Here is a 12,840-nt window from a genome sequence, read left to right on the forward strand (position 1 = left end):
CCGGAATACCCCGTTCCGGCGGGTGCCGCGCACATCAATCCGAATCATCATCGTCCTCGTCGTCGGCCGTATCGGCCGGCACTTCCCCGTACTTCGCGACGACGGCCGCCCTGAACGCCTTCAGCGCCGGCTGCTGGTCACACAGCTTGTACAGCAGCGCCAGTTGCTGCGGCCAGTCCTTCAGTTCCTTCGCGAACACATGCAGGCGCGCGACGGTGTCGAGCGCGTCGGCTTCACGGCCCGCCAGCGCCTGCAGCGCCGCGTAGCGGCGCAACACCGTCTCGCCGGGCAGCAGCGCGATTGCGCGCTCATGCGCCGCGAGCTTGGCCGGCAAATCGTCCGCCGAAATCGGCAGCAGCGTGGCCGCACCGTATTCACCCCATGCGCCGAACAGCAGCGACGGCGCATTGCGGTATTGCGCAGCCGGATCGCTGCCGTAATAGAGCACTTCCGCGCGCTGGTAGTCGCGCAGCACGGGCACCGCCGCCAGCACGCCACCGAACGACAGCACCGCGAACAGCCCGAATGCGGCGCGCCCCGGCAGGATGCGCAAAGGCTTCACTTCGAGCAGCCCGATCACGAACATCGCCGGCAGCAGGAAGAACATGTACTGCTGCGGATACTCGACCAGCGCATGCATCAGCAGGATGCCGATCAGCGCAAAACCGAACACGCGCATGCTCAACTGCGGCGCGCGCACCGCACGCACGAACCACGTCACCAGCGTGACGACGAGCAGGCCGAGGCCGACGAGGCCGGACTTCGCGAGCAGGTCGATGAAGATGTCGTGCGAGTTGTTCGCGATCTCGACGCCGCCGAGCGTGCGCACGAGCGCAAACTGGTGCGACGGGAATTCGCCCCAGCCGACGCCGAGCAGCGGATGTTCGCGGAACATCGCGAGACCGTACTTCCACAGCGCAAGGCGCGGCGCGATCTGCCCCGCGTCGCGCATCCGGTCGGCCGCCGATTCCGCGAGATTCAGGTGATAGTGCACGTTGGCCCAGCGCACCGCGACGTTCACCGCGATGAACGCGACCGCGAGCACGACCGGTATCAGCCACGCACGCGCATTGCCCGGCGCGCGGCGCGATTCGAGCCACGCCATCCAGAAGCCCGCGACCACCATCACCGCGACCTGCAGCCACGGCCCGCGCGACACCGTCAGCGCGAGACCGACCGACAGCACGAGCGACAGCGCGAACCACGCCCACACCGCGAGCCGGCGCGTCTGCACGAGATACAGTGCACCCGCGAGCGCGAACGCGATGTAGCTGGCCAGATGGTTCGCCTGCGCCATGTTGCCGTACGGACGGCGGTCGACCGCGACGTTGTACATCACGACGAACGGCGAAACGGCCGACTCGAGGTGGAACAGCTGCACGATCTGGGTGCCGACCGCGAACACGCCGCCGACGATCAACGCGCCGGCCATCATCCGCGACACGGCTTCGGCCAACCCGTCGCGCGCAAGCGCGTAGCCGGCCTGCATCGCGACCAGCGCGGCGGCGAGGTAGCCGACCGCCAGCCAGTTCATCGACGGCACCTTGAGCGGGATCAGCGCGGTCTGCGCGATCAGCACCACGGCAAACCCGAGCGGCACGACGAACGCGGCCGGCGCGGCAAACGGCTCGGCCGGGCGGTCGGTGCGCGTGAGCAGCACGACGGACAGCCCCACCAGCAGATACAGCACCAGCGCGGAAAACTCGGAATAGAAGGTCGGGATCGGATACGTGTGATTCGTGATCGCGTACGGCACGATCAGGGCGACAGCCAGCGCAACGAGCGACAACGAACGGGAAAAAGTAGAAGGCATGAGCGAACCGGATGTCAGCAACCGGCGCACTATACAAAACTTTCCCCGCTCTGTGCGGGGCCGTCGCGCCGCGACCGGGCGCGAAACAACGCCCCCGGCCGGCCGAAGCGGCGGCCCGCACCCCGCACGCGCCGCCGCCCGCCCCCTCCGGCGCTATGCGCGGCACTCCGCAGGCGCAAATTTCGCGGGCAGCGTCGCGGCATCGCCCGGCAACGGCCCGGCCCCCGGCGCGGGCAGCGACGACGCGTCCTTGCCGGCCGCGAAGCACTCCCACGCAATCGCACCGGCCTGGATCGCACCCTTTTTAAGGGCCACACGCGCGGTGGGCGCATCGGCCTTGTCGGGCGCGGACGGCACGAGCACCAGCGTATTCGTGCCGGCCGCGGCCACGCGGGTGGTGAATGCGACGGTGATCTGACCGGTGTCGCCGTCGATCGCCACCGATTCGACGTTGCGGGTCCCCGCCGGCGGGCTGTAGCCGCCGTCGAGGCTCGCGCCGCTCGCCGCGTTGTCGGCGACCGCAAGCCGCGCGGACGCCGCAAGCGCGAGCCCCTCGCCGACGCGCGAACGCGCGAGGTAATCCTGGTACGCGGGAATCGCATAGGCGGCGACGACGCCGACGATCGCCAGCACGATCATCAATTCGATCAGCGTGAAGCCGGCCGGCCGCCAGCGCGGCACGGGCCGATTCGCGCGCCGCAGATCGGCGGCAACGCGACGGAACAGGGAAACGGAAAAGGCTTCGAACATGGCAGGCTCCGGAAACGAGAAACGCCTGCCGATCAAGGCAGGCGTTTCGATCGTAGCCAGCGGGCCGCGAAGCCGGCAGTCAGCCGGACGGCCAGTCAGTGCGCGTGCGGCGCGCCGTGGCGTTTCCTGAGCGCGTAGCCGATCGCCACGACGAACAGCGCGCCCGCGATGCTCGCACCGTAGAGCACCGGCGGCGTATCGAGCACCGCCCAGCGGTCGCCGACCGGGTCGTTGACGATCAACCCGCCCGCGATCCAGCCGAGCAGCCCGGCGCCGAGCGCCACGACGATCGGGAAACGGTCGAGCAGCTTCAGCACCAGCGTGCTGCCCCACACGATGATCGGCACGCTGACGACGAGCCCGAAGATCACGAGCGCGATCCGGTGCGACGGGTCGGCCTGCTCGGCCGCACCGGCGATCGCGATCACGTTGTCGAGGCTCATCACCGCATCGGCGATCACGATCGTCTTGACGGCGTCCCACAGCCGGCTGGCCGGCTTGATGTCGTCGTGCGCGTCGGCGGCCGGCGCCATCAGCTTGATGCCGATCCACAGCAGCAGCAGCCCGCCGCCCAGCTTGAGGAACGGCACGTCGAGCAGCGCGACCGCGAACGTGATCAGCGCGACACGCAGCAGGATCGCCCCCGCGGTGCCCCAGACGACCCCGCGCAGCCGCTGGTTCGCCGGCAGGTTGCGGCAGGCGAGCGCGATCACGACCGCGTTGTCGCCGCCGAGCAGGATGTCGATGATGATGATCTGGAGAACGGCGCCCCAGTGCAGCGACGTCAGGAATTCGAGCATGGGGGAGATGTGCAGGACAGTGGCGGCCTGGCAGGCGGCCGGGTTCATCGCCGGCACATGCACGACGCATGTCCGGTGGGTGCTTACGAATTCATTGCGCGAGCATAACAAAAAACGCCGGCAAAGCCGGCGTTTTTTGCAGGACGAACCCAGGGGGAAATATTACAGCGCCTTCTTCAGCAGACGGCCCATTTCCGACGGGTTGCGCGTGACCGTGATGCCGCACGCTTCCATGATTTCCAGCTTCGCTTCGGCCGTATCCGCACCGCCCGAGATCAGCGCGCCGGCGTGGCCCATGCGCTTGCCCGGAGGCGCCGTGACGCCAGCGATGAAGCCGACGACCGGCTTCTTCATGTTGTCCTTGATCCACTCTGCCGCGTTGGCTTCGTCCGGACCACCGATTTCGCCGATCATCACGACCGCATCCGTGTCCGGATCGTCGTTGAACATCTTCATCACGTCGATGTGCTTCAGACCGTTGATCGGGTCGCCGCCGATACCGACCGCCGACGACTGGCCGAGGCCGAGTGCCGTCAGCTGCGCAACGGCTTCATACGTCAGCGTGCCCGAACGCGACACGACGCCGATGCGGCCCTTGCGGTGGATGTGACCCGGCATGATGCCGATCTTCAGTTCGTCCGGCGTGATCGTGCCCGGGCAGTTCGGCCCGAGCAGCAGCGTCTTGCGGCCTTCGCGACGCATGCGGTCCTTCACTTCGATCATGTCACGGACGGGGATGCCTTCCGTGATGCAGATCGCGAGATCCAGATCGGCTTCGACCGCTTCCCAGATCGCAGCAGCTGCGCCTGCCGGCGGAACGTAGATGACCGACACGGTTGCGCCGGTTTCCGCCTTCGCTTCCTTGACGCTTGCGTAGATCGGAATGCCTTCGAAATCTTCGCCGGCCTTCTTCGGGTTCACGCCCGCGACGAATGCTTCGCGGCCGTTTGCGTACTCACGGCAGGCGCGCGTATGGAACTGACCGGTTTTGCCGGTAATGCCCTGCGTGATGACCTTCGTGTCCTTGTTGATCAGAATCGACATGTATTTTGACCTCTGTTCGATTGGCGTCGCGTGCAAACCGCGCCGCCATGCGTGTTCATTAGCGCGCGCTTACTTGCCTGCGGCAGCCGCGACGACCTTCTGCGCAGCTTCTTCCATGCTGTCCGCCGAGATGATCGGCAGGCCCGAATCGGCCAGCATCTTCTTGCCGAGGTCCTCGTTCGTGCCCTTCATGCGCACGACGAGCGGCACGTTCAGGTTCACGGCCTTCGAACCGGCGATCACGCCTTCCGCGATCACGTCGCAGCGCATGATGCCGCCGAAGATGTTCACGAGGATCGCCTTCAGATCCGGGTTCTTCAGCATCAGCTTGAACGCTTCCGTGACCTTCTCGGTCGTAGCGCCACCGCCGACGTCCAGGAAGTTCGCCGGCTCGCCGCCGAACAGCTTGATCGTGTCCATCGTTGCCATCGCGAGGCCTGCGCCGTTCACGAGACAGCCGATGTTGCCGTCGAGCGAGATGTACGCGAGGTCGAACTTCGACGCTTCGATTTCAGCCGGATCTTCTTCGTCCAGGTCGCGGTACGCGACGATTTCCGGGTGGCGGAACAGCGCGTTCGAGTCGAAGTTGAACTTCGCGTCGAGTGCGATGACCTTGCCGTCGCCGGCGACGTTCAGCGGGTTGATTTCAGCCAGCGATGCGTCGGTTTCCCAGAATGCCTTGTACAGGCCTTGCAGGATCGCGCGTGCTTGCGGGATCGAAGCAGCCGGCACGCCGATCTTCGCGGCGAGGTCGTCAGCTTGCGCGTCGAGCAGGCCCGTCGACGGTTCGACGATGACCTTGTGGATCAGCTCCGGGTGCTTTTCGGCGACTTCTTCGATGTCCATGCCGCCTTCGCTCGAACCCATCAGAACGATCTTTTGCGTCACGCGATCGACGACGAGGCTGACATACAGTTCCTGCTTGATGTCGGCGCCTTCTTCGACCATCAGACGGTTGACCTTCTGGCCTTCCGGACCGGTCTGGTGCGTGACGAGCTGCATGCCGAGGATCTGGTTCGCGTATTCGCGGACCTGCTCGATCGACTTCGCCACCTTCACGCCGCCGCCCTTGCCACGGCCACCCGCGTGAATCTGAGCCTTCACGACCCATACCGGGCCGCCGAGCTCTTCCGCCACCTTGACGGCCTCGTCAACCGAGAACGCCGGCTTGCCGCGCGGTACCGCGACTCCGAATTTCCGCAGGATTTCCTTACCCTGGTACTCGTGAATCTTCATGCGTGATTCCCTTCAGTCTGAGAGTTGGATGAAAAGTCGCTTTAGACGCTTCTTCGAATGATTTCCGTTCATTCCTTCGTGCTGCCATCACCGGGCAGATCCGGCCGAAGCGGGCCATACCACCGCGGGTAGTACTGCCGCACGACCTCGCCGTCGAACCGCAGCGCCCGGCAGCGGCCGAGCTGAAAAGGCGGTTCGGCGTGTGCGCCGTCATGATCCGGCCCTTCGCCGCCCTCCTCGCGCACGTTCCATACATCACCGGCGAACGCCTGGATCGCTGCCGTCGGCAGCACGGCGCACAGTTCGGTGAGATGGGAGCAGCCTGCGACGCCGGCGAGCAGCCGGTTCGCGTTGCGGCGGAAATTGCGGAAGAGATTGAGCCCGATGAGGGCCCGGTAGGCAGGAGGGGCGGATTGACAGTGACCGGGATAGGGCACCCATTCCGAAGACGCTTCGGCGTCGACGACATTGAGTTCACGATCGATAGTCACGCGCAGCCAGAGTTCGTGGATCGGCAGGCCTTGGGGCCGGATGCCCGACGCAAGCGCGACATCGCGCGGCTTGTGGTCGGTCAGGCAGGCTTCGATGTCCCACAAGCCGTCGCCGCGCTCGTAAGCTTCCGCTCGGATTGCGCGTCGATGTCGCAACTGACGGGGCACGGGCTCGGATAGCGGCATGCTGGAGGTTGAGGCCGAAGAGGAAAACCCATGGATTTTAGCATATTGGGTATTTGAGACAGTTTGACGCGACGGCGGGTATTCCCGCCTGTCCGGAGGTGGTTGCATTGCAGCAAAATCGCGCGCCACGCGCGCGACCGGACCGGTCAGTCGTCGATCAGGAAATCGTCGCCGACCTTCAGCAACTTCACGATGGTCGCGCTCGAGAAGCCGCGTGCCGCAAGAAAGCGCGCCTGCTTCGCACGCTCGGCCGGCGTTTGCGGCAGTGCACCGAATTTCTTGCGCCAGACGGCCTGCGCACGGACCCATTCGGTCTCGCGCAGCTGCGCGTTCACTTCCTCGACGAGCGTGTCGCCAACTGCATGACGCTTCAGCTCGCTGACGATGCGCGCGACGCCGACACGCGATGCGCGGCGATGCACGAGGCTCTCGGCGAAGCGCGCGTCGGACAGCCAGCCTTCCTTTTCCAGCGCATCGAGCACCGGCTCGATGGATTCGTCTTCGCCGACGTAAGGCGCGAGCTTGCGCGCGAGTTCCGCGCGACTGTATTCACGCCTGGACAGATAACCGAGCGCGCGGCCCTTCAATGAACGTGGCGGTTTCGACGACTTGCGTTCGGCGGCGCCCGGCGTGTCGCTGGATGAAGTACCGGAAGACGCGCCGGACGCACGGCGCGTGCGGCGCGGATGCTGACTGCTGCGGGTATAGACGTCTTCCCGTGCCGGCGCCGAGGAATCGGCTGCGCGATCACCGGGGAAGCTGACACCGGACACACGACGGCGTGACCGGTCGTGTGCGTCGAACGATTCGTCGTCGAACGGATCGTCCGGCGCGGCAATCTCAAACGAAACGAGGGCATCGTCGGATGCCCTCGTCGCGGTGCGGGTCGCGGCATGGCTGCCTGCGACCCGCCGGTCGGCGCCTGAGGATCCTGCTCGCCGGCCGGAACGACCCGCCGCTTCGGGCGCGTCGCTCTCCTCCGGCTTGCCAGCCTGACCTCGGCGCACAACCATCACTCTTCTTCGTCCATCGCCTCGGCTTCGTTGGCGACGCCATCGGGCATGCTGACGACACCGAGCGATTCGCGGATGCGGTTCTCGATCTCACGCGCGATTTCCGGATTCTCGCGCAGGAATTCACGCGCGTTGTCCTTGCCCTGGCCGATCTTCTCGCCGTTGTAGCTGTACCAGGCACCAGCCTTGTCGACGATCTTCGCCTGCACGCCGAGATCGATGATCTCGCCCTGGCGCGAAATGCCTTCGCCATACAGGATGTCGAAGATCGCTTCGCGGAACGGCGGCGACACCTTGTTCTTGACGACCTTCACGCGGGTTTCGTTGCCGATCACCTCGTCGTTCTTCTTGATCGAGCCGATCCGGCGGATATCGAGACGCACCGACGAATAGAACTTCAGCGCGTTGCCGCCCGTCGTGGTTTCCGGGTTGCCGAACATCACGCCGATCTTCATCCGGATCTGGTTGATGAAGATCACGAGGCAGTTCGTGCGCTTGATCGTGCCGGTCAGCTTGCGCAGCGCCTGCGACATCAGGCGGGCCTGCAGACCCGGCAGCGAATCACCCATCTCGCCTTCGATTTCGGCCTTCGGCACGAGCGCCGCGACCGAGTCGATGACGATCATGTCGATCGAGCCCGAGCGCACGAGCGCGTCGGTGATTTCGAGTGCCTGCTCGCCGGTGTCCGGCTGCGAGATCAGCAGCTCCGGCACGTTCACGCCGAGCTTCGCTGCATATTGAACGTCGAGCGCGTGCTCGGCGTCGATGAACGCTGCGGTGCCGCCCAGCTTCTGCAGTTCGGCGATGACCTGCAGCGTGAGCGTGGTTTTACCCGACGATTCCGGACCGTAGATCTCGACGACCCGGCCACGCGGCAGGCCGCCGACGCCCAGTGCGATATCAAGACCCAGCGAGCCCGTGGAGACGACCTGGATATTCTCGGTCGCATCGCCGTCGCCCATGCGCATGATCGACCCTTTGCCGAACTGCTTCTCGATCTGCGCGAGTGCGGCCGCCAACGCCTTGCTCTTCTCGGCGGTCATCCCGGAGCCCTTCTTGCTATCTTCCATGAATCGTCCTTTGCTATGATGAGCAGCGTCTGTGAAAGGCGCGCCCGCTTTCAAGCGCCGCCGAATGCAGACACTGTATAAAAAAACAGTAGTTTATGCAAGCCCGCAATGCAGGGCGTTGTACACGAATAACTCCGGAGACAGCCGCGTCGGCGCGAACGCCCCGCCGGCAATCGGTCAGCAACATGCGAATCCTCATCGCCGAAGATGACAGCATACTCGCGGACGGCCTCACCCGGTCACTCCGCCAATCGGGCTATGCGGTCGATCACGTGAAGAGCGGCGTCGATGCCGACACCGCGCTGTCGATGCAGACTTTCGACCTGCTGATCCTCGATCTCGGGCTGCCGAAAATGTCCGGGCTCGAGGTGCTCAAGCGCCTGCGCGCGCGCAATTCCAACCTCCCCGTGCTGATCCTGACCGCCGCCGACAGCGTCGACGAACGCGTGAAGGGGCTCGACCTCGGCGCCGACGACTACATGGCCAAGCCGTTCGCGCTCAACGAGCTCGAGGCGCGCGTGCGCGCGCTGACCCGGCGCGGCGCGGGCGGCGGCCCGACCGTCGTGCGCCACGGCTCGCTCGCGTTCGATCAGGTCGGCCGCATCGCGTATGCGAACGATCACGTGCTCGATCTCTCCGCGCGCGAACTCGGCCTGCTCGAGGTGCTGCTGCAGCGGATCGGCCGGCTCGTGTCGAAGGAACAGCTCGTCGATCACCTGTGCGAATGGGGCGAGGAAGTCAGCAACAACGCGATCGAGGTCTACGTGCACCGGCTGCGCAAGAAGATCGAACCGAGCGGCGTGCGGATCTCGACCGTGCGCGGCCTCGGCTATTGCCTCGAGAAGGTCGCGCCCGCCGCGCCGGCCGACACGACGGCGCCCCAGCCCGCGGTGGCCGGCACGCCGCTGCGCTGACACGGGGGGCGTCGCCGCGATGGCCACGCCGGCCCATTCCCGCCACCCGACCGGCGCGCCGTCGTCGGCCGCCGACGATGCGCGCGACGCGCGCTACGAGAACCCGTTCGCGCCGCCCGACGAAACCGAGTCGCCCGAGACACCGCGCCCGCGCTCGCTGTTCGGCGAAATCCTCGACTGGATGCTCGCGCCGCTGCTGCTGCTGTGGCCGATGAGCATCGCCGTCACCTACCTCGTCGCGAAGACGATCGCGAACAGCCCGTTCGACCGCGCGCTCGAAACCAACGCGTACGTGCTCGCCCGGCAGATTCATCCGGTGAACGGCGTGGCCGAGCTGACGCTGCCGGAACAGACGCGCGACTTCCTGCGCGCGGACAACGTCGACAGTGTTTACTTCCAGGTACTCGGCACGCGCGGCGAACTGGTCGCCGGGGAAGCCGACATGCCGCTGCCGCGCGACGAGGACCGCCCGCCGCCGGGCGTCGTCGTGTTTCGCGACGACCTGCTGCGCGGCAACGACGTGCGCGTCGCGTATACGACGGTCGCGCTGCCGCAATCGAGCGGCACGCAGCCCGTGCTCGTGCAGGTCGGCGAGACGCTCGACAAGCGCAACGCGCTCGCGAACGACATCATCAAGGGCGTGATCCTGCCGCAGTTCGTGATCCTGCCGCTCGCGATCCTGCTCGTCTGGTTCGGGCTGTCGCGCGGGCTCGCGCCGCTCAACGCGCTGCAGGCGCACATCCGCGCGCGGCGGCCCGACGACCTGTCGCCCGTCGAGGCGCAGCGCGCGCCGCCCGAGATCGAACCGCTCGTCACGTCGTTCAACGACCTGCTCGCGCGTCTCGAACAGAACATGGCGCTGCAGAAGCGCTTCATCGCCGACGCCGCGCACCAGATGAAGACGCCGCTCGCGGGACTGCGCACGCAGGCCGAGTTCGCGCTGCGCCACCCGGTCCCGCCCGACGTGCAGCGCTCGCTCGAACAGATCGCGACGAGTTCCGAGCAGGCCGCGCGGCTCGTCACGCAATTGCTGGCGCTCGCGCGCGCCGAAAACCGCGCGAGCGGGCTCACCTTCGAGCCGGTCGAGATCGCCGCGCTCGCGCGGCGCGCGGTGCGCGACTGGGTGCAGGCCGCGCTCGCGAAACGGATGGATCTCGGCTACGAAGGGCCGCCGGACGATGCGCCGCTCGACGTCGACGGCAATCCGGTGATGCTGCGCGAGATGCTCGGCAACCTGATCGACAACGCGATCCGCTACACGCCCGAAGGCGGCCGCATCACCGTGCGCGTGCATGCGGACCCGGCCGCGCGGTTCGTGCATCTCGAAGTCGAGGACACGGGCCCCGGCATCCCGGCCGCCGAACGCGAGCGCGTCGTCGAGCGCTTCTACCGGATCCTCGGCCGCGAAGGCGACGGCAGCGGCCTCGGGCTCGCGATCGTGCGCGAGATCGCGACACAGCACGGCGGTACGCTGACGCTTGACGATCACGTCTACCAGCAGGCGCCGCGTCTCGCCGGCACGCTCGTGCGCGTCAGCCTGCCGCTGACCGGCACGGCCCCGGATTAACCCTGACGCGCGCCGCCGCCATGCGGCCCAACTGCGCCGAAACCGGTGATTTACCGGACGTTCTCACCACAATCGACACATAAAGCGGCCGATTCGGCGCGGGTTAACGCGCAGTCGTTTTGCACGCGCGAGTCAGTCCGCCGTAAGTTTCCGTACCAATAATCGTCGACAGGCCCGCCCACCCAAGGCGGCCGCACACCTATATCAAGGGACTTGGAGACGACTCATGGCAACGTTAGGCGGGCAAATTTCGCACTCGCCGATGACGGGCGAAGAGAAAAAGGTGATCTTCGCGTCGTCGCTCGGCACCGTGTTCGAGTGGTACGACTTTTACCTGGCCGGCTCGCTCGCGGCCTACATCAGCAAGAGCTTCTTCTCCGGCGTCAATCCGACCGCCGCCTTCATCTTCACACTGCTCGGCTTCGCGGCCGGCTTCGCGGTGCGGCCGTTCGGCGCGATCGTGTTCGGTCGCCTCGGCGACATGGTCGGTCGCAAGCACACGTTCCTCGTGACGATCGTGATCATGGGCGTCTCGACGTTCGTGGTCGGCTTCCTGCCCGGCTACGCGTCGATCGGCATCGCCGCGCCCGTGATCTTCATCGCGATGCGGCTGTTGCAGGGCCTCGCGCTCGGCGGCGAGTACGGCGGCGCGGCGACCTACGTCGCCGAGCATGCGCCGGCCAACCGTCGCGGCTTCTACACCGCGTGGATCCAGACCACCGCCACGCTCGGCCTGTTCCTGTCGCTGCTCGTGATCCTCGGCGTACGCACGTTCATCGGCGAGGAAGCGTTCGGCAGCTGGGGCTGGCGCGTGCCGTTCGTCGCGTCGATCCTGCTGCTCGCGGTGTCGGTGTGGATCCGGATGCAGCTGAACGAATCGCCGGTGTTCCTGCGCATCAAGGCGGAAGGCAAGACGTCGAAGGCGCCGCTGACCGAAGCGTTCGGCCAGTGGAAGAACCTGAAGATCGTGATCCTCGCGCTCGTCGGCCTGACGGCCGGTCAGGCCGTCGTGTGGTACACGGGCCAGTTCTACGCGCTGTTCTTCCTCACGCAGACGCTGAAGGTCGACGGCGCCAGCGCGAACATCCTGATCGCGATCGCGCTGCTGATCGGCACGCCGTTCTTCCTGTTCTTCGGTTCGCTCTCGGACAAGATCGGCCGCAAGCCGATCATCCTCGCGGGCTGCCTGATCGCGGCGCTGACGTACTTCCCGCTGTTCAAGGCGCTCACGCACTACGCGAACCCGCAGCTCGAGCTCGCGACGCAGAAGGCACCGATCACGGTCGTCGCCGACCCGGCCACCTGCTCGTTCCAGTTCAACCCGGTGGGCACGTCGAAGTTCACCAGCTCGTGCGACATCGCGAAGAGCGCGCTCTCGAAGGCCGGCCTGAACTACGAGAACGTCGCGGCGCCGGCCGGCACGCAGGCCGAGATCAAGGTCGGCGACACGGTGATCCAGACCTACGACGGCAAGGCGACCGACGCGAAGGCTCAGGGCGCGGCGTTCGACAAGACGCTCGCGTCGACGCTGAAGGGGGCCGGCTACCCGGCGAAGGCCGACCCGGCGCAGCTCAACTGGCCGATGACGATCGTGATCCTGACGATCCTCGTGATCTACGTGACGATGGTCTACGGCCCGATCGCCGCGATGCTGGTCGAGATGTTCCCGACGCGGATCCGCTACACCTCGATGTCGCTGCCCTATCACATCGGCAACGGCTGGTTCGGCGGCTTCCTGCCGGCGACGGCGTTCGCGATCGTCGCGGCGAGGGGCGACATCTACTCGGGGCTCTGGTATCCGATCGTGATCGCGCTGGCCACGTTCGTGATCGGTCTGCTGTTCGTCAAGGAGACGAAGGACTCGAACATCTACGCGCAGGATTGATGTCATGCGGGCGGGTGCAGGTTGCCGGACGGGTGTTCCGGCGGCCAGCAACTCGCCCCCGCGACCGGGCC

Annotated in this window: 11 protein-coding genes; 3 read left to right on the top strand and 8 right to left on the bottom strand. The window is 66.4% G+C overall.

Features of this window, described 5'->3' with window-relative positions; genetic code table 11:
• Positions 1–34 precede the first annotated feature (34 nt).
• From HWX87_RS27600 to recA, 8 genes are all read right to left on the bottom strand, one after another.
• Positions 35–1,813, bottom strand: a complete 1,779-nt coding sequence (locus HWX87_RS27600; protein ID WP_176050246.1) for a Wzy polymerase domain-containing protein — start codon at positions 1,811–1,813, stop codon at positions 35–37.
• Positions 1,814–1,966: 153 nt separating this feature from the next.
• Positions 1,967–2,563, bottom strand: a complete 597-nt coding sequence (locus tag HWX87_RS27605) for a pilin (RefSeq protein WP_176050247.1) — start codon at positions 2,561–2,563, stop codon at positions 1,967–1,969.
• A gap of 95 nt (positions 2,564–2,658) precedes the next feature.
• Positions 2,659–3,363, bottom strand: a complete 705-nt coding sequence (locus HWX87_RS27610) for a TerC family protein (protein WP_176050356.1) — start codon at positions 3,361–3,363, stop codon at positions 2,659–2,661.
• Between the two features lie 162 nt (positions 3,364–3,525).
• Complete coding sequence (gene sucD, locus HWX87_RS27615) at positions 3,526–4,407, bottom strand: succinate--CoA ligase subunit alpha (protein ID WP_006477916.1); 882 nt, start codon at positions 4,405–4,407, stop codon at positions 3,526–3,528.
• A gap of 69 nt (positions 4,408–4,476) precedes the next feature.
• Positions 4,477–5,643, bottom strand: a complete 1,167-nt coding sequence (gene sucC, locus HWX87_RS27620; protein WP_014896152.1) for an ADP-forming succinate--CoA ligase subunit beta — start codon at positions 5,641–5,643, stop codon at positions 4,477–4,479.
• A 68-nt stretch (positions 5,644–5,711) separates the two neighbouring features.
• Entirely contained in the window at positions 5,712–6,320 is a 609-nt protein-coding gene (locus HWX87_RS27625; protein WP_176050248.1) for a DUF2889 domain-containing protein, read from the bottom strand.
• Between the two features lie 146 nt (positions 6,321–6,466).
• Positions 6,467–7,333, bottom strand: a complete 867-nt coding sequence (recX, locus tag HWX87_RS27630; protein WP_176050249.1) for a recombination regulator RecX — start codon at positions 7,331–7,333, stop codon at positions 6,467–6,469.
• Positions 7,333–8,403 (bottom strand): recombinase RecA, encoded by a 1,071-nt coding sequence (gene recA, locus HWX87_RS27635; protein ID WP_175847586.1) that lies wholly within the window; start codon positions 8,401–8,403, stop codon positions 7,333–7,335. Before recA ends, recX begins: the two co-directional genes overlap by 1 nt.
• Before the next feature lie 185 nt (positions 8,404–8,588).
• Here recA and HWX87_RS27640 point away from each other — a divergent pair, with 185 nt between their 5' ends.
• The 3 genes from HWX87_RS27640 (at position 8,589) to HWX87_RS27650 (ending at position 12,769) form a co-directional block, all read left to right on the top strand.
• The gene (locus tag HWX87_RS27640; RefSeq protein ID WP_176050250.1) at positions 8,589–9,317 is read left to right on the top strand and encodes a response regulator transcription factor; all 729 of its coding nucleotides are present in this window, start codon (positions 8,589–8,591) and stop codon (positions 9,315–9,317) included.
• 19 nt (positions 9,318–9,336) lie between these two features.
• Entirely contained in the window at positions 9,337–10,884 is a 1,548-nt protein-coding gene (locus HWX87_RS27645; protein ID WP_176050251.1) for a sensor histidine kinase, read from the top strand.
• Positions 10,885–11,110: 226 nt separating this feature from the next.
• Positions 11,111–12,769: an MFS transporter gene (locus HWX87_RS27650; protein WP_176050252.1), complete on the top strand. Its 1,659-nt coding sequence runs from the start codon at positions 11,111–11,113 to the stop codon at positions 12,767–12,769.
• The last annotated feature ends 71 nt before the right edge of the window (positions 12,770–12,840 follow it).

Origin of the sequence: Burkholderia sp. BCC1644 (assembly GCF_902833225.1) — a bacterium.
In the GTDB taxonomy this organism is placed as follows: Bacteria; Pseudomonadota; Gammaproteobacteria; order Burkholderiales; family Burkholderiaceae; genus Burkholderia.

Coding starts and splice junctions, on each gene's coding strand:
- HWX87_RS27600 (WP_176050246.1), bottom strand. CDS start 1,813: ATGCCTTCTACTTTTTCCCGTTCGTTGTCGCTCGTTGCGCTGGCTGTC.
- HWX87_RS27605 (WP_176050247.1), bottom strand. CDS start 2,563: ATGTTCGAAGCCTTTTCCGTTTCCCTGTTCCGTCGCGTTGCCGCCGAT.
- HWX87_RS27610 (WP_176050356.1), bottom strand. CDS start 3,363: ATGCTCGAATTCCTGACGTCGCTGCACTGGGGCGCCGTTCTCCAGATC.
- sucD (WP_006477916.1), bottom strand. CDS start 4,407: ATGTCGATTCTGATCAACAAGGACACGAAGGTCATCACGCAGGGCATT.
- sucC (WP_014896152.1), bottom strand. CDS start 5,643: ATGAAGATTCACGAGTACCAGGGTAAGGAAATCCTGCGGAAATTCGGA.
- HWX87_RS27625 (WP_176050248.1), bottom strand. CDS start 6,320: ATGCCGCTATCCGAGCCCGTGCCCCGTCAGTTGCGACATCGACGCGCA.
- recX (WP_176050249.1), bottom strand. CDS start 7,333: ATGGTTGTGCGCCGAGGTCAGGCTGGCAAGCCGGAGGAGAGCGACGCG.
- recA (WP_175847586.1), bottom strand. CDS start 8,403: ATGGAAGATAGCAAGAAGGGCTCCGGGATGACCGCCGAGAAGAGCAAG.
- HWX87_RS27640 (WP_176050250.1), top strand. CDS start 8,589: ATGCGAATCCTCATCGCCGAAGATGACAGCATACTCGCGGACGGCCTC.
- HWX87_RS27645 (WP_176050251.1), top strand. CDS start 9,337: ATGGCCACGCCGGCCCATTCCCGCCACCCGACCGGCGCGCCGTCGTCG.
- HWX87_RS27650 (WP_176050252.1), top strand. CDS start 11,111: ATGGCAACGTTAGGCGGGCAAATTTCGCACTCGCCGATGACGGGCGAA.